Origin of the sequence: Lysinibacillus sp. FSL W8-0992, from assembly GCF_038008685.1 — a bacterium.
Taxonomy (GTDB): Bacteria; Bacillota; Bacilli; order Bacillales_A; family Planococcaceae; genus Lysinibacillus.
Genome location: NZ_JBBOZQ010000001.1, coordinates 233,442 through 255,306, shown reverse-complemented (window position 1 = coordinate 255,306; position 21,865 = coordinate 233,442). Strand labels below are relative to the sequence as shown.

Genomic DNA, 21,865 nt, shown 5'->3' with positions numbered 1-21,865 from the left:
AGGCATTTCTATGCAATTACCAAAGCATGTTACGTTAAAGGAAGTTGGGCCTCGTGATGGTTTGCAAAATGAAAAGGTACACATCGCTACTGCAGATAAAGTAGAGCTAGTAAATTTACTTAGTCGAACGGGATTAAATTATATAGAAGTAACGTCTCTAGTGCATCCGAAGTGGATTCCTCAATTAGCAGATGCAGTAGAAGTGCTGCAAGCTATTAAGCGAGAAAAGGACATAACGTATGCGGCACTTGTGCCAAACATGCAAGGATTAGAACGTGCATTGCTAGCGGGCATCGATGAAGCAAGCATTTTTATGTCTGCCAGTGAAAGTCATAATCAAAAAAATATCAATAAAACAATCCACGAAACATTTCCAATAATGAAGGAAGTAGTTGAGGGGGCAAAGGCCGCAAATAAGCATGTACGTGGTTATATCTCAACGGTAATCGGTTGCCCTTATGAGGGTTACATACACCCAGAAAAAGTTTTACAAGTAACAGATAAATTATTGGAAATGGGTGTTGATGAAATATCGCTAGGAGATACAATCGGCGTTGGAGTTCCGACGCAGGTTGAGCATCTATTAGAAGAGCTGTTAAAGAGATATCCAGCTGAAAAATTTGCGATGCATTTCCATGATACGCGTGGTACAGCACTTGCCAATATTATGAAATCGTTAGAAATGGGTATTACGAAATTTGATAGTGCACTCGGTGGCCTAGGCGGTTGTCCTTATGCAAAAGGAGCAACAGGTAATGTAGCTACAGAGGATTTGTTGTATCTATTAGAAGGAATGGGCATTGAAACAGGCGTTAACATGCAAAGGCTGTTAGAAGCGGTACTATTTATCGAACAAAAGCTAGGGAAGGACGTTGCGTCTAAACAAATGGCCATTGTTCGTAATGAAGGGAGTGCTAATGTCACATGACACAACAACTCGTTCAATTTGAATTATTACCAGGTAATATAGGGCTCATTACACTATCTAGACCGGAAGCTGCCAATGCCATGTCAGTGCAATTATTAAACGACCTTAGTGCTACGCTAGATAAAATAAATGCTGATCCAGCAGTGCGTGTTGTTTTACTAACAGGTGCAGGGGAAAAGGCATTTTGTGCAGGAGCAGATTTAAAAGAGCGTAAAGGGATGTCCGATCAACAAGTAAAGCAAATTGTGCATTTAATCGGAGCAACGATTGCAAAAGTAGAGTCATTAGCTCAACCTGTTATTGCTGTTTTAAACGGCGTTGCATTTGGAGGCGGACTAGAACTCGCTTTAGCTTGCGATTTACGCATAGCAGCCACACATATCAAAGTAGGTCTTACTGAAACCTCACTTGGCATTATTCCAGGAGCAGGTGGGACACAACGCTTACCGCGACTGATTGGAATTGGTAAAGCGAAGGAACTAATTTATACAGCACGTCGAATCGATGCCGAGGAAGCGAAATACCTTGGTATTGTGGAATATGTATATGAAGGGCATGAAGTGCAAGAAAGAGCGCAACAGCTTGCACTCGAAATGGCGAAAAATGCGCCGCTATCATTAATTCAGGCGAAAAATGCCATTAATAATGGTGTTGAAGTAGATTTAGCTACAGGCTTGAAAATCGAATCACTTGCATATAGTGCACTTATTCCAACGGAAGATCGCTTGGAGGGCTTACAAGCTTTCCAAGAAAAAAGAACACCGCAATATTCAGGAAAGTAATGGACTGCAAAGGGGGAATTGGACATGAGCAATATATCCACAGAAAATACATCAAATGCGATGAAGGAACAAATTTTAGCAGGGGGTCTGCCGAAATATCACGATAAAAATGCACAACAAGGCAAGCTATTTGTCCGAGAGCGACTAGAATTATTATTAGATGATGGTCTTCAATCGGAAGATGGACTGTATGCAAACTGTTTAGCAGGTGATTTACCAGCAGATGGCGTTATAACAGGTATCGGTAAAATCCATGGTCGTACAGTATGTGTTTTAGCCAATGATTCGACGATTAAAGCCGGGTCTTGGGGAAAACGTACAGTGGAGAAAATGATTCGTATTCAAGAAACGGCGGAGAAGCTAAATTGTCCATTATTTTATTTAGTTGATTCAGCAGGTGCACGTATAACAGATCAGTTAGAAATGTTCCCTGGACGTCGTGGAGCAGGACGTATTTTCTACAATCAAGTAAAACTTTCTGGTAAAGTACCGCAAATTTGCTTGTTGTTTGGTCCTTCAGCAGCGGGAGGCGCATATATTCCTGCATTTTCTGATATTGTGGTGATGGTGGAAGGCAACGCATCAATGTATTTAGGGTCACCACGTATGGCAGAAATGGTCATAGGTGAAAAGGTAGATCTAGAAACAATGGGTGGCGCTAAAATGCATTGTTCAGTATCTGGTTGTGGGGATGTGCTTGTAAAAACAGAGCAGGAAGCTATTGCCTATGCACGCAAATATTTGAGCTATTTCCCGAATAACTATGCTGAGCGTAGTAAAGTGGAAGCGCCAAAGCCACCAGCAACATTTGAAAAATCAATTGAAGAATTAATTCCTAAAAATCAAAACTCGCCTTTTGATATGTATCAATTAATTGATCGGTTGATTGATGAAGATTCTTTCTGTGAAGTAAAAAAATTATTTGCATCAGAATTAATAACTGGGCTTGGACGCATGAACGGACAATCAGTTGGGATTATAGCCAACCAACCACGTGTGAAGGGCGGCGTATTGTTCCACGATTCAGCTGACAAAGCGGCAAAATTTATTTCATTATGTGATGCCTTTAATATTCCACTTATTTTCCTTGTAGACGTTCCAGGCTTTATGATTGGAACACAAGTTGAGAAGGCGGGCATTATTCGCCATGGCGCGAAGATGATTTTTGCAATGAGCGAGGCAACTGTACCTAAACTAACTGTAATTGTACGTAAGGCGTATGGTGCAGGGCTTTATGCAATGGCAGGTCCGGCTTTTGAGCCTGATTGTTGTATTGCGTTATCAAACGCACAAATAGCCGTAATGGGTCCAGAGGCAGCTGTAAATGCAGTATATGCCAATAAAATTGCTGAACTACCAAAAGAAGAACAAGCAAGCTTTATTGCTGAAAAGCGAAAAGAATACCAAGAGGAAATTGACATTTATCGCTTAGCATCTGAGCTAATTATTGATGATGTCATTGAGCCGAATGATTTACGGAAGGCACTGGAAACACGTTTGGACTTGTATATGTCTAAATACTTGTTATTCTCTCAACGGAAGCATGGTGTAAATCCAGTATAAGAAGAAATACTTTATCCAAAAAATGCACCCAGTTTATGCTGGTGTGCATTTTTTGATATATTTCACCCCTTGCATGAGCACGGTCAGACATATTAAAATATGGGATGGATAAGAGGAAGTGGGTGAATTAGCATGGCAAAAAATAATATATCTAGTATCCAAGGTGATGCCAAGCTACCATTACCATTTCGAGCGTGGATTGATACGTATTATATGCAGCTAAAAGTAATAGGCTGGGTGTTTTTTAGTTTTTACACAATTATCGCCTTTTACAAATTAGTGATTAATCGTTTAGTGGATGTTTGTATTATGTTGTTCCGTGGCGATTATTCTTTAAGTGAGATTGGTTTGTTTGATTATAGTAGCTGGCGAGTAACGACAAATTTTATACCGTTTGAAACAATTTTACGTTATATCAATTACTCACAATATTTTAATTTAGATTTGATTGTCGTAAACTTATTAGGCAATTTGTTAATATTTACACCGATGGGCTTTTTGTTACCACTACTGTCAAAGAGGTTTCGAAAGGCATGGGTTATTATTTGTATAGGCTTTTTCTCTAGCCTTGCTGTTGAAACCGTGCAGTTTATTTTTACAGTTGGTTCTGCAGATATTGATGACTTGATTTTAAATACGCTAGGCGCATGGTTTGGATACTTAGCTTACAAATGTGTGCTTATCATGCCGAAAAAACGTTCATAAAGTTCGATTATAGAAGAAACAGTCCATTTAATAATGGGCTGTTTTTTTATTCGCTATAAACACTATTTTACAAGTGTTTAATGTGATAAATTTCAATGAAAATAAATGAAAAAGTAATAAAGAAATATAATAATAATAAAAACACTCTTATTAACAAGGTGTTTTTACCTATATAAAATTCGGGGTATTGTTTCTTTAGGAGGTTAGTAGTAATTATTGCTTGAATTTAAGAGAGAAAATTCCGATAATAAAAGTACAGAAACCGTTCCGTTTGAATAAAAATAGTTAATAGAGAGTTGTTCATATTTACTACTAAACTTGCATATTAAAAAGAAAGTCGAGGTGATGATATGAAACTATCAAACATGATGGAGCAAGAAAGACAATCTGCTCATTATAACCGTAAGAAAATCCTTCAGCGTAAAGAAGCTGGTGATGCTTATCGAAAAAATGCACAGTACTTCCAACCAGAAAAAAATAAAATATTGCTAGAGCTCGAAAATTTATTATTAGGCCGCCAAGATCAAGATTTATATGAGCAACATAAAGAAGAATCTAAGGAAGTAACGCCACAGCAACAGGCTATGATTCAAGATTTACAACAAACTGAAAAAAGTGTAAGAGCTCATGAGCAAGCATATAAAACAATCGGCAGTGATATTGGAGAATCACCTTCTTCATCACGGCTAAAAGCATCAGATGATTTGACTGAAGCAGTAATAGATACGGATACTGAGGCCGCGGACACATTGCAAATTTTACAGCAGGTTCGAAGTGCTGCGCTAACACCAACAGTTCCATCTCCACAAGATTTACGTATAGCGGCTAGTGCAGATGCTCAAATGCAACAAATTCAGAATGGTACAGAGCTAGATGAAACAGTGCTTAATGAGCTTGAACCACCTTATGTTACGGAAACAACTGATGTAAAGGTGCCAGAACGATTTTCGAAGGAATTGAATTTGGACCCATTTGCAGATACAATTTTCGGTAAGAGTTATGATGAGGCAATGAAAGCACGGACATTTAAAATAGCGTCTGCAAAATATGCTACGCATATTCAAATGGCAAAAAGCGGCTATCTATATGGAGACAACTCGACGTTTTCAATGACAGCTTAATGGTATAGATTGGGGATTTTAATTGTGGCAAAGGCGAAGCATACGAAAACAAATGCAATTAGACTATTAGAGCAACAAAAAATACAATTTGACGTTTTAGAATACGAGACAGGTGACGGTCAAGTAGATGGGGTGTCAGTAGCTGGGAAAATCGGGTATCCTGTATCATCTGTATTTAAAACATTAGTGGCAAAGGCGAGCGCCCAAAAGCTTTTTGTTTTTGTCATACCGGTTGCGGAAGAACTTGATTTAAAAGCTGCGGCTAAAGTCGTTGGTGAGAAAAAGATTGAGATGCTAGCAGTTAAGGAGCTACTTGGTTATACAGGCTATGTCCGTGGTGGATGCTCACCAGTCGGCATGAAAAAGCTGTATCCTACGGTTGTTGATGCATCTGCAAGTGCGCAAGGAAGTATTATTGTTAGTGCAGGGAAAATTGGTATGCAAATGCACATTCAACTTGATGATTTACTTGCAGTGACTAAGGCACAACTTGCTCCAATCACAACTATCCAAGAATAATTCTTGGGTAGTTTTTTATTTGGAGAAATTTTATGTTCAGATTATTTTAAATTATTAACGAAAATTGAGATTTCGGAGTAGAAATGATGATAAAGTTAGAGCAATATCATACATAGAGAGAAGGATAGTGAAATGCGAAAAGTCACAGGATGGCGCTGGGTGTTTTTTGTGGTGGGAATGATGATTATGTCATTAGGTATTACGATGTCAATCAAGGGGAAAATTATAGGAACAAGCCCATGGGATGTGTTACATGTAGGGTTATTTCAAAATTTCGGCTTAACAATAGGAACTTGGTCTATTTTAACAGGGTTTTTAATCGTCGTATCAACCTCGATTGTATTACGGCAGTGGCCTAAAATAGGTACATGGCTAAATATGCTACTTATCGGCTCATTTATTGATGTGTTTAATTGGCTGTTGCCATCAACTGATATTTATAGCTTACAAATAACCTATTTTGTATTAGGTTTATTTGTTTTAAGTTTCGGCTGTGGAATGTATATTGCACCAAATATGGGGGCAGGTCCACGTGATACTTTAATGATGATACTCGTTGAAAGGTTTGGAGGGACAATTAAAACAGCACGTATGGGCATTGAAGTTCTCGTAACCATTCTCGGATGGTTGCTCGGTGGCCCTGTTGGTGTTGGTACTGTCGTTATTGCACTAACATCCGGCTATATTGTGCAATTTTCCTTACCGTATTGTCGGAAAGTTTTAATGAAATGTATCGGAAATATGGAAGGCATCAAACCATTTTAAGTTATGGTGTCAGGCACTCAAACAATTCTGAAATTTTCAGTAATATATATCGAAGTAATATCCACGAAAATGCGTGCGGGAACGTCCGTAACTTAAGATGCAACAAACTGTGTTAGTGATGGTTGCGGCTTACATTGTGTCCAAGGAGAGAGAAGTAGATTTTTACGATGTAAGGAGCCTGTATTATGCCAGGTGTCTATGCCAAGTGCCAGGTACGCACACAATTAGTGCCAGTCACTCAAACAATTTGCCCCCCTTTCATCTTTTGGTGTGATAGTTCATATAATGTCATGGCATAAAAAAAGGGGGAGCGACATTGAACGGAAATGTGACCTATTACTTTGGACACGCACTTACTGGGCAAGGAATTAAACATTTATATAAAGAAATGATGGATGAAGCGGAACTAGTTTACGTTCTGCAAGGCCCATCAACATATAAAGGATCAGAACTTCTGAAGGAGCTCGGCTATTATTATGTAAAACAGGGCTTTGCGGTAGAGTGGTTTCAACACGCATTGTTAGAGAACGTAATAGAGGGAGTATTTATTCGAGGCTGTAATCGACTCTATGTTTGGTCTTCACAGTGGGGGATTGAACCAACTTTATTTGGTACGAAGCATCGTGTGCTGTCCTTTTATGATTGCTTAGAAGAAGACCGACTTGAAGAGATTGGCGAAAAGCTAGCCGTTGCAATAAAAGAGCGAGAATTGTGGCGCGAGAAGTGTATTACAATGCTTGAAATCGCAAAAAAAATACATGATGACTGGGAGATTGTTACGCAAAGTTGCATGGACTGGCAAGCGTTAGATGAACAAGTTACCAACTTAAAGTCGAATATTTTTCAATCCATCGTTTTAAATAAAACAGGCAGACGGACACATCGACTATTAGGAACACTTACACCTCGTGGTGCAGAAAATACAGTAGATAGCATGACGAAAAATTTAGCGAAAAGATTGATGATAAAAGGCAAGCCAGGTACAGGGAAATCCTCATTAATGAAAGGATTAGCTGACGAGGCAAATGCAAGAGGGCTAGATGCGCAAATTGTTTGGTGTGGCTTAGATGCTGGTTCAGTGGATATGGTCATCGTTCCAGAATTAAACTTTTGCATATTTGATAGTACAGAACCACATGTATTTGAGCCACAGGATGGAAGATTAGGGGATGAAATTTTCGATATGGGGCAACATTGTATTTTGTCCGAGGAAGCGGAAGCTCAAATTGAAGAAATCCGCGTGAACTATAAAAGTGCAATGCAAGATGCAATCGGCTATACGACGCGTTATGCAGAAGCGGAGAAAACAATTCGCCAGCTAATGGATCAATGTTTATCGACTGCAATTTGGCGTGAAAAAACGGCTCCTTTATTTGAAAGATTAGCAAAGTAATTTATTCTAATTGGTTGCTTATGCTACACTATGAGTAGACTAGTCGATCTTTATTCAATAGCTACTTGCTAAAGCGAATTGATGCAAATGACCCCTTATTTGCATGAATGTCAAAAGCAAGCTGAATGAAGACAATGCCTCTGGCAGAAGCCGTGGATTTTGAATTGTAGGATGCATGCATAAATTAAAATCCGAATATTATGACGCCGAGACAAAACTAATCGTAGAAAGGATGATACTCTTGTCAAAAGTACTAAATGCATTTTTAGATGAAAACTTACAAGCCTTACGTGATCAAGGCTTATACAATGAAATTGACGCAGTAGAAGGCGCAAATGGGCCAGTTATTCAAGTTCGAGGTCAGAATCTTATTAATCTTTCCTCTAATAACTATCTTGGCTTAGCAACAAATGAGCAATTAAAGCAAATTGCTAAAGAAGCAACAGAAAAATATGGTGTAGGTGCAGGAGCTGTTCGTACAATTAACGGCACACTTGATTTGCATGTTAAATTAGAAGAAAAGCTTGCCGAATTTAAAGGAACAGAAGCAGCTATTTCCTATCAATCAGGTTTTAACTGTAATATGGCGGCTATTTCAGCTGTTATGGATAAAAACGATGCAATTTTATCAGACCAATTAAACCATGCATCCATTATTGATGGATGTCGCTTATCGCGTGCAAAAATCATTGCGTACAATCACTCAGATATGGATGATTTACGCGCAAAAGCAAAAGAAGCTACAGAATCAGGTTTGTATAATAAAGTGATGGTAATTACAGATGGTGTCTTCTCAATGGATGGTGATATCGCCAAACTACCGGAAATCGTCGAAATTGCGAAAGAGTTTGATTTAATTACTTATGTCGATGATGCACATGGTTCAGGTGTTACAGGTAAAGGGAAGGGCACTGTAAAACATTTCGGTCTAGAAAAAGAAATCGACTTCCAAATCGGTACACTTTCAAAGGCAATTGGTGTAGTCGGTGGTTATGTTGCCGGCAAGAAAAATCTAATTGACTGGTTGAAAGTCCGTTCTCGTCCATTTTTATTCTCAACTGCGTTGCCGCCAGGTGATGTAGCTGCTATTACTGCAGCAGTACAAATGCTTATTGATTCAACAGAACTACATGATAAGCTATGGGACAATGGCGATTACTTAAAAGCAGGGTTAGCGAAATTAGGCTTTAATATCGGTGAATCTGAAACACCTATTACACCATGTATTATTGGTGATGAAAAGTTGACACAAGCGTTTTCACGTCGCTTATTTGAGGAAGGCGTTTATGCAAAATCAATCGTTTTCCCAACAGTACCAAAAGGCACTGGCCGTGTTCGTAATATGCCAACAGCAGCTCATACAAAGGAAATGCTAGACAATGCATTGGCGATTTATGAAAAAGTAGGTCGTGAATTAGGCGTAATTCAATAAGGAATAGAAGGCACTTTTTGTTCAATTTGAACAGAAAGTGCCTTCTTTTATTTTTATATTACGTATAGTTTTACTGCGAAAATTCGAGATATTGCTAAAGTTATAACCATTTAATCGGAAAATAAATAATCGGTGATATGATAGATTGTCAAAAGAGATTGACAAATAACATAATTCGAACTATTCTATAAAGCATATTGAAATAGTAGGTTATAATTGTTATTGAATAATTGAGTAAGGAGAACAAAATGCTCGAATTTCGTAATGTATCAAAAGTTTATAGCTCAAAGAAAAAAGAGGTTGTCGGTGTAGATGATGTATCCTTAACAATTAATCGTGGCGATATTTTCGGAATAGTAGGTTATTCGGGAGCTGGCAAAAGCTCGCTTTTACGTTGTATAAATTTACTCGAACGACCTACTAGCGGTGAAATATTAATTAATGGTAAGGATTTAACAAAGCTATCACGAAATGAACTACGTTTAGCTCGCTTAAAAATTGGAATGATATTTCAACACTTCTATTTAATAAGCCAAAAAACAGTAGGCGAAAATATAGCCTTTGCCCTAAAGGCAGCGAATATGCCAGCAGCTGATATTCCTGCAAGAGTGGATGAATTGCTTAAAATGGTCGATTTAGCAGAAAAAAGGGATGTTTATCCTGCGCAGCTAAGTGGTGGTCAAAAGCAAAGAGTAGGAATTGCAAGAGCTTTAGCAAACAATCCAGCGATGTTGCTCTGTGATGAAGCTACATCCGCACTCGATCCTAAAACAACCGTGTCAATTTTACGACTGTTAAAGGAAATCAATATTAAGTTAGGTATTACGATTGTTCTAATTACACATGAAATGGATGTAGTGAAGGAAATTTGCAATCGTATGGCTGTTATGCAGGATGGTAAAGTCATAGAGGAAGGCGAAGTATATGATATTTTCGCTAGCCCTCAAAAAGTATTAACGCAGGAATTTATTAGTAGTGTTGTATCGTTTGATATTCCGGAAACGATTTTAAAAGATGTACATGGTCAAATCGTCAAAATTTTATTTAAAGGAAATGTAGCAGGTGAAGGCGTTATTGCAGACACAATGCAACGTTTTTACGTTAAAGGGAATTTCCTTCATGGCACAATCGAATACATACAAGAACGACCACTTGGTATTTTTTTAATGGAGCTACAAGGTGAGCAGAGTGAGTTACAGAAAGCTGTTGCTTATATGACCGAACGTGGTGCGATTGTGGAGGTGGTTCAGCATGTTTGATGTAACGCATTTTATGGAGATGATTCCGGATATATTGAAAGCCTTTCAGGAGACAATTATTATGATTGGCATCTCGCTAACTGTGTCAATCGTGGTAGGTTTACCGCTTGGTATTTTATTATTTGTCACGGATAAGGGGCTATTTTGGGAAAATCGTTTAATTAAAAGTGTGTTCGGCTTTGCGGTGAACTTTATTCGATCGATTCCATACATCATTTTATTAGTCGCGTTATTCCCATTAACGAAATTACTTGTTGGACAAACAATTGGGCCGATTGCTGCGAGTGTATCCTTATCGGTTGCAGCCATTCCATTTTTTGCACGATTAGTGGAAACGTCATTACGTGAAATTGATAAAGGTGTTATTGAAGCGTCAATAGCGGTAGGAGCAACACCGTGGATGATTATTAAAGATGTTTTAATTCCGGAAGCAAAATCAAGCATCATTCAAGCAATGACAGTTACAGTAATTAGTTTAGTTGCTTTCTCTGCGATGGCAGGTGTAGTAGGTGGCGGTGGTATCGGTGATTTAGCTATCCGATTCGGCTACTATCGTTATGATAATACAATTATGATTGCTACCGTTGCGATATTAATTTTGCTCGTGCAAGCGATACAAATTGCTGGCGACTGGTTTGCAAAATCAATTGATAAAAGATAAGAAGAGGAGAGAAAGAAAAGATGAGAAAATCATTACTGGCATTTATAACAATCATTCTTGCTGTCGTTTTAGCAGCATGTGGTTCAAGCGACAAAGGATCCGATTCAAAAAAGGGTTCAGATGCAGCAGGGGAAAGCAAATCTATTAAACTAGGTGCAACAGCAGGTCCTTATAGTGATATGCTTAAAAAAGCAATTATTCCACAGCTTGAAGAAAAAGGTTACAAAGTTGAATTAGTAGAATTCAGTGATTATGTGCAACCAAACAAAGCTTTAGATAATGGCGATATTGATGCAAACTTATTCCAGCATACGAAATACTTAGAAAACTTCGAAGAGCAGAACAACATGGATTTAGAAGCATTAATTATTGTACCAACAGCACCAATGGGCTTTTTCTCAAACAAATATAAATCAATCGATGAAATTCCAGATGGTGCAACAGTGGCAATTGCCAACGATCCTTCAAATGCAGCACGTACATTATTATCATTGCAGGAGCAAGGCTTAATCGAGATTGACCCTAGCATTGAAGAATTAAAAGCATCAGAAAAAGATGTTGTGAAAAATGACAAAAATTTAGTATTCCAACCGATTGAGGCAGCTGCACTTCCGCGTACAGTAGAAAGTGTTGATTTAGCTGGCGTACCTGGTAACTTTGCTTTAGCAGCGGGGCTAGATTTACTAAATGCGGTATTTTTAGAAAACATGCCTGACCAATTCCGTAACGTTATTGCGGTGAAGGCTGATAACAAAGATTCACAATTATCAAAGGATCTAGTTGAAATTGTAGAATCGGCTAAATTTGAAGAAGTTATTGATGCAGACTTCAAAGGCTTTGGTAAACCAGAGTGGATGGAAAATCGTAAATAATAAAGAAATAAGAAGCACTCGTCATATGGCGAGTGCTTCTTACTTTATATTAGTAAATTATCGTTTAAATAGATTAAGCTTTTCAATTCGGCCAATAGCTTCACGTAAGCGTTCTTCACTAACAAGTAAGCCGACACGTACATAGCCTTCACCGAACTGTCCAAAGCCATTGCCAGCAGCTACTGCAATATCAGCTTTATCAAGTAATAAATCGGCAAATTGTTCACTTGTGTAACCTAATGGAACAGGGAGCCATGCAAAAAACGAACCTTTTGGAGCTGTTACTTGCCAACCAATACGATGAGCTTCTTCAATTAGGACGTTTCGACGGCGCTCATACGTCGCGTTAAGTTCCTGAGCACAAGTTTGTGAAGAAGTTAAAGCGACAGCTGCTGCCTGCTGAATCGCGGGAAATTGGCTACAAAATAAATGATCTTGAATAAGATTAATAGCTTCTATAATTTGAGCATTTCCAACTGCGAAACCGATGCGCCAGCCAGCCATATTATAGGTTTTTGATAAAGTATACAGTTCAATGCCGACATCTTTAGCACCGTCTGCCTGCAAGAAACTCACTGGTTTATTGCCATCAAAGCCAATCGCACCGTAGGCGAAATCGTGTGCTATGATAATTTGATGCTCTTTAGCAAACCTTACTGTTTCTTCGAAAAATTCAAGTGTTGCTGTTCCACCAGTAGGATTGTTCGGGTAATTCAAGTAAAGAAGCTTAGCTCTTTCTTTTACTTCATCAGACAATGCATCATAGTCAGGTAAGAAATCATTTTCTGCAAAAAGTGGCATCACATCATATTGAACTTCACCTAATACAACACCAGATAAATAATCTGGATAACCGGGATCGGGCAATAGCATTGTGTCACCAGGATTTAAAACGGCCATTGGTAGTTCCACAAGTCCAATTTTCGTTCCGCCTAAAATGGCTACTTCTGTATCAGGATTAATATCCACATTGTATTCACGTTTATAAAACGCAGCTGCAGCTTGGCGTAATTCAGTAATACCACGGAACGGGGAATATTTATGATGCTGAGGGTTTTCTGCTGCCTCTTGAAGCGCTTTAATAATGTGTGGGGGCGTCGGTTGGTCGGGATTGCCTTGTCCAAGATTAATAATGTCGCGCCCTTCCGCTAGTGCCGCATTGACCTTTTGTACAAGTGCTGCAAAAAATTGAGTTGGGAGTTGCTGTAGTTTTTTTGATAATTCCATGTATGCTCACCTTTTTCAGAATATAATAATTATTATAGATATGTTGCAAATACTATTACTTTTTCAATAGATTGTCTATAGTCTTTCTTTATCAAGGGTAAAAAACGTAAGAAGAAGACTAAAAAGAGTGGGTTTAAAGGATTTTATCTAATCTAATGCGGTTTCAAGTTGATTAACAGTTTTTGAATCTAGTACTTCTTCTCTCGTTTCTTTATCAATAATGTACTTAATTCTAATATAGCGATTATTACTTTTTGTTATACTAGACTTCGTATTGATTTTTAATATTAGCTTAAGCATATTATCTTTATTAATAATAGAGTTTTCTGCTGGTATTACATCGCCACCAATTCTTTCTAAGTTTTTATGAACACCTATACTATACGTGAATACTTATCCCCTATAAAAAAAGAATAATTAAATTCATCTATTAATATGTATTCGTCAATTACTTCGTCAGCTTTTACAATTTCAATTTTCTCAATTATTGCAGACTTTTCTCCTAAATACTCTAAATCGGAAACAATGTAATAATCATTATTTTTACTAAATTTACTTGTGGAAATACTTGTAGCAATAAATAAGTTTTCATTTGATTGATTAGAACAACCTATAAGGAATGTTAATAATAAAAATATAGATATTAATTTTTTCATTTAGATTCTCCCTATTGTAATTTATTTTGTGAGAATTATTTTTATGAGGATGGAATTGTCTATGTAATATATCAACTCCAACGAAAATAAAGATTGCACCAATTATTCTTAAAAGAATATTCTTAATCAGAAAATCATCACAGGTGAATCCTAAAACTCTTTTATCCTCCTAAAAATGCCACTCGAATGAGTGACATTAGTTTAAATTTAGTCTCTTTAAGCTATCTCACAAGTTTTATAAATCCTGAAGTTCATTCACAGTAACAAATGTATAGCCCTCATTTGAAAGCTCTTGTAAAATGCCTTCAATTGTTTCAAGTACTTTATCGGTATTATCATACATTGGATGAATTAAAATAATCGAACCAGGTGTAACATTCTCTTTCACATAATTCACTTTGTCTGAAGCCGAGTCGTAAAAGCTGTCTGGCTCGAGATTCCAAGTTATCGTGTCTCGATTATGTTTACTTAAGTAATACGGGAAGCCTATAAGTTTTTTTCCGTTAGGGGGCCGAACATCAATTTCGCCTTTAAATCCAGCATTTCGAATTAATAGATCTGTTTTTTCAATTTCATCCTTATAGTAGGAAAGGGTTTTGAAAACCATTCGATTATGAGAATACGTGTGATTGCCAATTTGATGTCCTTCTTCTGCAATTTTTTTTGCTTCGTCTGGATGTTTTTCAAGTTCTTCACCAATTAGAAAAAAGGTCGCTTTGGCATTATACTTTTCTAATAGTGGCAAAATCATTTTTACGTTATCTGTTGGTCCATCATCAAAAGTTAACGCAATCACTTTTTGAGTTGTTTCTACTTTATTCGTTATATTCCCAAACAACTGATACGCTCTCGAATTCATTAATTTATATGTGCCAAATAATAGGAGAAAAACTAACAGAAATCCCGTTGCAATGATTGTTACTTTCTTTTTCATAACAAACCTTCTTTCCGTTTGGAAGTTTTAATACAGTTTATAATTCCATTCGAAAGCCGCTTTCCATCTAGTTCAAGAGAGTTAATCGAAAAAATAAAAAAGATGGGAATTCCCATCTTTTTTTAGCGCTTATCTAACTTATCAGAAATACTTTTAAGGATTTGTATTTGCTCTTGTTGGTTTTTAAGAAATTTAAGGAGAAACCAAATGATAAAAACAACTGGAGCTATGTAGATTAATAAGCTTAAGAGAGGTAAAAAAGCGAGAAATGCGCTGTCCATAAATGATAATACCTTCCTTCTTTTATTAAGATTTTTATAAAGTTAAAAAGGTCTGCCTAGAAAACGTTTATTATTCATTCTATGTATGTAATCAGTATATCAGTATTGATTACTATTGTCATTAAACGATAAATATGTATATTTATAGTGTTCTAAGTGATTAATAAGACATTAAATGATGGACATTGTGCGAAATCGATTATAGTGCAAGGTTTCCTTCATATCATCGACAAGCTAAGATCGCTCAATGATATAATGGGGTATAGAAAAATGTAATGTAATAAGCTAAATGCTTTTGGAAGCGTTTGGAATTACTTGTATCTTGAATTATAAAACTATTTTTTAACTATTGGACGGGGGAATGAAAATGAAAATAGGTTGTATTCAATTAAACGTAAGATTTGGCAAAGTAGAAGAAAACTTCGCGAGAGCTGAAGAAAAAATACGCGAAGCGGCAAGTTTAGGTGCGGAAATTATTGTACTTCCCGAAATGTGGAATACTGGCTACGCGCTTGAAAAATTAGCTGAACTTGCAGATACAGACGGAGAGCGAGCAAAGGCGTTTCTACAAGGCTTAGCAATCGAACTTGGTGTACATATTGTGGGGGGCTCTGTCGCAACGAAGAAGGGCGATAAATTTTACAATACGATGTATACGTTTGATAAGGAAGGAAAGCAAGTTGGCGAATATAGTAAAGCACATTTATTCCGTTTGATGGATGAACATCTATATTTAGAAGCCGGTGATGAAATGAACCGCTTTGCATTAGGGGATATTGAAGCGGCGGGTGTTATTTGCTATGATATTCGCTTTCCAGAATGGTTACGGGCGCATGCATTAGATGGAGCAAAGGTTCTATTCGTACCAGCACAATGGCCAACACCTCGTATTGACCATTGGAAAACATTGTTACAGGCACGTGCAATTGAAAATCAATGCTTTGTCATTGCTGTTAATCGAATTGCCAACAAGGTAGAAAACTTCAATGGACAATCCATGGTTATTCAACCTTGGGGAGAAGTATTATGGGTTGGTGCAGACGATGAGGAAGTAGCGGTTATTGATGTTGATTTTTCAATTGTCGATGAAGTACGTGGAAGAATTCCAGTTTATGATGACCGTAGACCTGGATTGTATAGCGGTGTTGTTGAGAAATAAGTGCCAGGCACACAAACAATTCTGAATTCTATATCCAAGTAAAAATCCACGAAGACTCCTGCGGCTAACAAAATGCTGCGCGGAAAATCAAAGTGGATTTTTACGTTAAGTGCCAGGCACTCAAACAATTTTAGGGTACTTACTCAATTTTGCGTTTTATCTTCAATTAGTGAACTGGCAAGTAACATAAACTCAAGTGTAATACGATTGTGGCCCTTCATAAAATTTTCACCTAGCAAACTTTCAAGCTTCTTTAGACGATGATAAAGTGTTTGCCGTACAATAAACAATTGATTGGCAGTTTGTTGTTTTGAGCCATTCGTTTGTAAATAAACTCTGAGTGTTTCTAGCAGTTTGCTGTTGTATTTTTTATCATATTCAATAACAGGCTGTAAATAATCTTGAATGACTTCTTGCAAATCCACTTGCATTTGTAATTTGTAAATAAGGTGGTACAAGTGCAAGTCATCATAAAAAAACGATGTCGTTTGAACTTTGCGACAAATATATAATGTTTCCAAAGCTGTTTGATAGCTCTTTGGAATTTCCTCGACATCCGAAACAACCTTACCGATCGCTAGCTGATACCCTTGTGACAATTGCTTTTTATAAAAATCCGTTTTTTGGAGCGTAGAAAATAGCGTATTTAATAATTCGCGACTCGCTTTACAATCTTTTGTGTGGAGTAGGATGAATATAACATAGCTCTTCCTTTCGAATAAAAAGGGGATGAAGCCATTTTGTTCAAATAGATTTCGATAATAAAGCTTGCTATACACAATATCCTCTTGAACCTTCATGATTGTATAAGGTGAAGATAAAATAAACACCGCGCTACTATAATAAGTAAAGTTAGAATGATGGGACACGATAAATTTATAGATTTCCTCTTTCGTCAGCTTGTGATCAATCCAATCCGCTAAAATCGTTGCATCCTCAATATCTCTTTTCTCTTCTATATAAAATTCACGCATTAAAAGCTGTGCTAGTGCCGTCGCTGTACGGTCTAAAATAAGTAATTCAAATTCTGAGAATAAGCCATCTGCTCGATAAAGGGATAAATCCGCATAATGCTGATCGACAATAAAAATGGGCTCATGTTTAAGTTGTGATGCTGATTTTGGCATCTTTAATAAATGCTGTCTTTTCGCTAGGGACATATTTGGGAAAAAGATAGCATCCCGACCTTTAATAGAAAAAATGATTTGTGTACGTAACGCTTCATAAAGGGATTGCAAAATGTCATCCACTGTTTGTCCTAAAAGAGCGTTTTTGTTTAAAGTCTGGGAGTAAGTTTCTAATGAAGAAATCATAAAATATTGTTGATTCATGATCTGGCTATGTAAATCCTGTGTAATCCGAACAAAAGGCACTGTCTCATGAAAAACGATGATTGGGAAGTCATGGCGGTTAGCTAGTGAAAGAATAGATTCTGGTATTGTTTGTAAATAGGTGCCGTATTCTATGCAAAGTGCTGCACAGTTTTTTTCAATTAGAGACTCTACGAAAAAGGTAAAGTCCTCAATATGCTGTAAACTAATCCCCGTCGTTAAAACCAATTCGTCCCCTGCTAGGAAATTATCAACTTGTACAATTTCAATAACATGTGCCCACTTTACAATGCGTAATAACCCATCCTTGCCTGCAACGACCTCGGCGCTTTTAAAGTGTGCATTCTCTAATACATCCTTTACCTGAAGCTTATATTGACTCATCGTAGCCCTCCAATCAAAGTTCGTATTGTATATGGGAATTATGGACTCATAAGTGAAAAGTGATAATTTAGCTAGTAATTTACGTCATATACTTTTTAAAAACTATTTATTCTATTTTACATTATGTTTAAAACAAAATCATAGAATTATACAGAGTGTCTATTACATTCCTTTTTTAGAAGATGTAAAATTTTTGTAAGAAACAATTCAATCAAATGGGGTGACACAAATAATAACCATGCTTGGAAATGTAGTTTTGATGTTTACAGGAAGTGGAATGCAGCGCAAAAAGTCAATGTAACTGACTGACTAAATAACATCCATTTTTGAACGTTGGAAGATGAAACATCAAACAGGTTCATTTGCCTTTCCAAGTAATAGCGATACCAAATTACATTAGGTGGAACAGTTCAAGCTGCTTCAATAATAGAACTTAATATAATTAAAGGGGTGCATGTAAATGGTTCAAACAAATCTTAAGAGCGATGTATTAAAAAAAGATGAACAGTATGTCTGGCATTCAATGAAGCCCTATAATCCGCAAGCCACATATGTTGTAGAAAAATCGGATGGTGCAAGAATCGTTGATACAGAAGGTAATGAATACATTGACGCAATGGCAGGGTTATGGTGTGTAAATGTAGGCTACGGGCGTAAAGAATTAGCGGATGTTGCACATGAGCAAATGATGAAAAATGCTTATGCGCCTCTGTCACAAGGCCATTTACCCGCTGTTGAATTAGCAGAAAAGATTAACCAAATGCTTGGCGGTGATTATGTCGTTTTCTTTTCGAATAGCGGCTCTGAAGCAAATGAAACGGCATTTAAAATAGCGCGTCAATACCATCAACAAAAAGGGGAAAGTACGCGCTATAAAATTGTCTCACGTTATCGGGCATATCATGGAAACTCGTTTGGGGCTTTAGCTGCGACTGGGCAAGCAGAACGAAAATATAAATATGAACCGCTATCACCAGGTTTTATTCATGTAGCGCCACCAGATCAATATCGTGAACCAGAAAATGACTCGATAGCACCAACTGACTTAGCGAGTGTAAAAGCCGTCGATAAAATGATGACTTGGGAACTCGGCGATACTATTGCCGCAATGATATTAGAACCTATTATTACAGGTGGTGGTGTTATCATGCCTCCAGAAAATTATATGAAGGGCATTGAGGCAGTCTGTAAAAAACATGGGGCTTTAATGATTGTCGATGAAGTAATATGTGGGTTTGGACGTACAGGGAAGCCGTTTGGTTTTATGAACTATGATGTGAAGCCTGATATTATAACGATGGCTAAAGGTATTACAAGTGCTTATTTACCTCTGTCAGCAACTGCAGTGAAACGAGAAATTTATGAGGCATTTACAGGAACAGATGCATACGGTTATTTCCGCCATGTCAACACATTTGGTGGCTCTCCTGTAGCCTGTGCTGTCGCTTTGAAAAATATTGAAATTCTTGAGCGAGAAGCGTTATTTGAGCGATCTAAGGAAGTGGGAGCTAAAACACTACAAACACTTCAAAATGCTTTAAACACGCATCCAAATGTAGGAGATGTGCGAGGTAAAGGCTTATTGATTGGGATTGAATTAGTTGTAGATAAAGTTTCCAAAGAACCTTTACCATTGGAAAAAGTGAATGCTGTCATTGCAGCATGTAAAGGGCAAGGTGTCATCATTGGAAAAAATGGAGCTACCGTAGCAGGGTTTAATAACGTCTTAACGTTATCACCTCCACTTAATATTGTACAAGAAGATCTAGACCGCATACTAAATGTGGTTGTCGATAGTATAAATACGCTATAGACTATTCATGAAAGTTCTAAAAGCCGTGTAATAAAGGCTTTTAGAACTTTTATTGTGGCATTTTGTAGCATAAATGAACTTTGGGTTAATTATTATAGCCTAATAATAATAATTTTAAAATTCTGAATTTTATTAAAAAAACACTGGAAATATTAGATTTCATAGTTTATAGTTGTAAAAAATAATTAATTTTCTGATAATTAAAACGATGTCCTGGAAGGGAATATTTTTTTAATCACTTATTTTCAGCAGTGGAATAAATACATCTTGTTATTTGAACTATATTTTCTGATTAAAAGCAATTGTGATAGTTGAGGAAGCACCGTCTTTCCTGAATTGAATTGTCTAATCGTAAGAAAATATAGTTTTATTTTTTGCCTATTTATTTTCAGCAGTGGAGAAAATAAATGCTTTTAGTAATTATATTTCTTATTTTAAGTTATAAGAAATATTTTTATATATTTTTACAAAGGGGGAAGATGAGATGAATTATGTTAAAAAGTTGGTTTTTGTCATACTATGTACGTTTCTTTTAGCAGCATGCGCAGAGAAAGACAATTCTAACGCATCAAATACTGGGGATAAGTCTACTACAGAATCAGGCGCAGCTAGTTCAAAAAATGAACTTGTCATCGCTGTAAATGAAAATTTTATTTCAATGGATCCACATAACACAGGGGATACTAATTCGAATTCTGTTCAGGAGACGATGCTAGAAGGATTGTTAGGCTTCGATGCAGATGGACAAATTATTAAGGTTTTAGCAGATGATTATTCAATAAGTGAAGACGCTCTTGTATATACGTTCAAACTTAAAGAAGGGGTTACTTTCCATGACGGGGAACCGTTTAATGCTGAGGCTGTAAAGGCCAACATTGAACGAATCATGAATGATGAAAGCTTACGCTTGTATTCTCGCGGTTTTAGCTTAATCAGTAATGTTGAAATTCTAGGTGACTATGAGATTAAAGTTACTTTAAAAGAACCATATGGACCAATGATTACTCGCTTCGGGGTTGCCAAAATGATTAGTCCAAAAATGATTAAAGATAATTTAGCAGATATACCTAAAAAACCTGTCGGCACAGGTCCTTATAAATTTGTTGAATGGGTACAAGGGGACCATTTAACAATTGAAAATTTTGATGGCTATTGGGGTGGCGGAGAACGTGTTTCTAAAATCACCTATAAACCAGTACCGGAAAACGGATCACGAGTGGCGATGCTAAAAGCGGGTGATGCACAGGTTATCTATCCAGTGCCATCTCAAAATATTGATGAACTTTCTAAAAGTAAAGATGTAGAAGTTAATAAAGTTCCTTCTACAATTGCACACTACGTTTCATTAAATACCTATAAAAAACCATTGAATGATATTAAAGTTCGACAGGCCTTTAACTATGCGGTGGACAAAGATGCTTATATTAAAGTGGTTAATGCGGGGCTAGGTTTACCATTAGACTCCATTATTCCTTCTAAAACGGTTTATTATAAGCAACAAAAAATGTATGAACACAATATTGAAAAGGCAAAAGAATTATTGGCTGAGGCTGGCTATCCTGATGGCTTCGATATTGAAATCTGGGGGAACACAAACTCAGATACGATGAAAGGTATGCAGTTTATTCAACAACAGTTAGGTCAAATCGGTGTAAAAGTAGAAATTAAATCAATGGAAGAAGGCACTTTATCAGATGAAATCTATGGTGCACAAACACCAGATGACGCGAAATTACAAATGTGGTATGTGAGTTGGTCAGCATATGCTTCGGATATAACGAATGCGACAAAGCCACTTTTCCATAGCGTATCATTCCCACCAAATGGTGCAAATACAGCTTACTATAATAACACGGAGGCAGATCAATTAATGGATGAAGCTAACTCCATTTCAGATGTAGATCGCCAAGCTGAACTATATGAAAAATTGCAGGAAATCGTATATCAAGATACACCTTGGATTTTCTTAGGGGTGGATGAGGTTGTATATGGTGTTCGTTCAAATGTTAGTGGTGTATTAGTAAATCCTACAGGTGGACTTGATGTGAAGAACGCCAAAGTCGAGTAATGCACAGTAAAA

Annotated in this window: 19 protein-coding genes; 15 read left to right on the top strand and 4 right to left on the bottom strand. The window is 37.0% G+C overall.

Annotation, left to right across the window (positions count from 1 at the left end):
- Nucleotides 1-10: 10 nt before the first annotated feature.
- The 12 genes from NSQ74_RS01045 to NSQ74_RS00990 all read left to right on the top strand — a co-directional run bounded on the left by NSQ74_RS01045 (nucleotide 11) and on the right by NSQ74_RS00990 (nucleotide 12,000).
- Complete coding sequence (locus tag NSQ74_RS01045; RefSeq protein WP_340821087.1) at nucleotides 11-928, top strand: hydroxymethylglutaryl-CoA lyase; 918 nt, start codon at nucleotides 11-13, stop codon at nucleotides 926-928.
- Nucleotides 925-1,710, top strand: coding sequence for an enoyl-CoA hydratase (locus NSQ74_RS01040; RefSeq protein WP_340821086.1), 786 nt, complete (start codon nucleotides 925-927; stop codon nucleotides 1,708-1,710). The genes NSQ74_RS01045 and NSQ74_RS01040 overlap by 4 nt, the downstream gene beginning before the upstream one ends.
- Nucleotides 1,711-1,734: 24 nt before the next feature.
- Nucleotides 1,735-3,273, top strand: a complete 1,539-nt coding sequence (locus tag NSQ74_RS01035) for an acyl-CoA carboxylase subunit beta (protein ID WP_340821085.1) — start codon at nucleotides 1,735-1,737, stop codon at nucleotides 3,271-3,273.
- Between the two features lie 132 nt (nucleotides 3,274-3,405).
- Complete coding sequence (locus NSQ74_RS01030) at nucleotides 3,406-3,978, top strand: VanZ family protein (protein ID WP_340821084.1); 573 nt, start codon at nucleotides 3,406-3,408, stop codon at nucleotides 3,976-3,978.
- A gap of 350 nt (nucleotides 3,979-4,328) precedes the next feature.
- Nucleotides 4,329-5,099: a putative metalloprotease CJM1_0395 family protein gene (locus tag NSQ74_RS01025; protein ID WP_340821083.1), complete on the top strand. Its 771-nt coding sequence runs from the start codon at nucleotides 4,329-4,331 to the stop codon at nucleotides 5,097-5,099.
- 24 nt (nucleotides 5,100-5,123) lie between these two features.
- Nucleotides 5,124-5,618 carry a Cys-tRNA(Pro) deacylase gene (gene ybaK / locus NSQ74_RS01020; protein WP_340821082.1) on the top strand — a complete coding sequence of 165 codons (495 nt, stop codon included), beginning with the start codon at nucleotides 5,124-5,126 and terminating at the stop codon, nucleotides 5,616-5,618.
- Nucleotides 5,619-5,750: 132 nt separating this feature from the next.
- Complete coding sequence (locus NSQ74_RS01015) at nucleotides 5,751-6,383, top strand: YczE/YyaS/YitT family protein (protein ID WP_340821081.1); 633 nt, start codon at nucleotides 5,751-5,753, stop codon at nucleotides 6,381-6,383.
- Between the two features lie 316 nt (nucleotides 6,384-6,699).
- Nucleotides 6,700-7,776 carry a nucleotide kinase gene (locus tag NSQ74_RS01010; protein WP_340821080.1) on the top strand — a complete coding sequence of 359 codons (1,077 nt, stop codon included), beginning with the start codon at nucleotides 6,700-6,702 and terminating at the stop codon, nucleotides 7,774-7,776.
- A 232-nt stretch (nucleotides 7,777-8,008) separates the two neighbouring features.
- Nucleotides 8,009-9,208, top strand: a complete 1,200-nt coding sequence (locus NSQ74_RS01005; protein ID WP_340826371.1) for a glycine C-acetyltransferase — start codon at nucleotides 8,009-8,011, stop codon at nucleotides 9,206-9,208.
- Between the two features lie 248 nt (nucleotides 9,209-9,456).
- Nucleotides 9,457-10,467 carry a methionine ABC transporter ATP-binding protein gene (locus NSQ74_RS01000; RefSeq protein WP_340821079.1) on the top strand — a complete coding sequence of 337 codons (1,011 nt, stop codon included), beginning with the start codon at nucleotides 9,457-9,459 and terminating at the stop codon, nucleotides 10,465-10,467.
- Nucleotides 10,460-11,128 carry a methionine ABC transporter permease gene (locus NSQ74_RS00995; RefSeq protein ID WP_340821078.1) on the top strand — a complete coding sequence of 223 codons (669 nt, stop codon included), beginning with the start codon at nucleotides 10,460-10,462 and terminating at the stop codon, nucleotides 11,126-11,128. Before NSQ74_RS01000 ends, NSQ74_RS00995 begins: the two co-directional genes overlap by 8 nt.
- A gap of 20 nt (nucleotides 11,129-11,148) precedes the next feature.
- Nucleotides 11,149-12,000: a MetQ/NlpA family ABC transporter substrate-binding protein gene (locus tag NSQ74_RS00990; protein WP_340821077.1), complete on the top strand. Its 852-nt coding sequence runs from the start codon at nucleotides 11,149-11,151 to the stop codon at nucleotides 11,998-12,000.
- A gap of 57 nt (nucleotides 12,001-12,057) precedes the next feature.
- On the opposite strand, the gene NSQ74_RS00985 is transcribed toward NSQ74_RS00990, so the two are convergent.
- From NSQ74_RS00985 to NSQ74_RS00975, 3 genes are all read right to left on the bottom strand, one after another.
- Nucleotides 12,058-13,227: a pyridoxal phosphate-dependent aminotransferase gene (locus NSQ74_RS00985; RefSeq protein ID WP_340821076.1), complete on the bottom strand. Its 1,170-nt coding sequence runs from the start codon at nucleotides 13,225-13,227 to the stop codon at nucleotides 12,058-12,060.
- Between the two features lie 374 nt (nucleotides 13,228-13,601).
- Complete coding sequence (locus tag NSQ74_RS00980; RefSeq protein ID WP_340821075.1) at nucleotides 13,602-13,883, bottom strand: hypothetical protein; 282 nt, start codon at nucleotides 13,881-13,883, stop codon at nucleotides 13,602-13,604.
- Nucleotides 13,884-14,118: 235 nt separating this feature from the next.
- The gene (locus NSQ74_RS00975) at nucleotides 14,119-14,817 is read right to left on the bottom strand and encodes a polysaccharide deacetylase family protein (RefSeq protein ID WP_340821074.1); all 699 of its coding nucleotides are present in this window, start codon (nucleotides 14,815-14,817) and stop codon (nucleotides 14,119-14,121) included.
- Between the two features lie 648 nt (nucleotides 14,818-15,465).
- Between NSQ74_RS00975 and NSQ74_RS00970 the strand changes: the two genes are divergently transcribed.
- Nucleotides 15,466-16,257: a carbon-nitrogen family hydrolase gene (locus NSQ74_RS00970; protein WP_340821073.1), complete on the top strand. Its 792-nt coding sequence runs from the start codon at nucleotides 15,466-15,468 to the stop codon at nucleotides 16,255-16,257.
- 143 nt (nucleotides 16,258-16,400) lie between these two features.
- Here NSQ74_RS00970 and NSQ74_RS00965 read toward each other — a convergent pair whose 3' ends face one another.
- Entirely contained in the window at nucleotides 16,401-17,972 is a 1,572-nt protein-coding gene (locus tag NSQ74_RS00965) for a PucR family transcriptional regulator (RefSeq protein WP_340821072.1), read from the bottom strand.
- A 460-nt stretch (nucleotides 17,973-18,432) separates the two neighbouring features.
- Here NSQ74_RS00965 and NSQ74_RS00960 point away from each other — a divergent pair, with 460 nt between their 5' ends.
- The gene (locus tag NSQ74_RS00960; protein WP_340821071.1) at nucleotides 18,433-19,785 is read left to right on the top strand and encodes an aspartate aminotransferase family protein; all 1,353 of its coding nucleotides are present in this window, start codon (nucleotides 18,433-18,435) and stop codon (nucleotides 19,783-19,785) included.
- Between the two features lie 484 nt (nucleotides 19,786-20,269).
- Complete coding sequence (locus NSQ74_RS00955) at nucleotides 20,270-21,853, top strand: glutathione ABC transporter substrate-binding protein (RefSeq protein WP_340821070.1); 1,584 nt, start codon at nucleotides 20,270-20,272, stop codon at nucleotides 21,851-21,853.
- The last annotated feature ends 12 nt before the right edge of the window (nucleotides 21,854-21,865 follow it).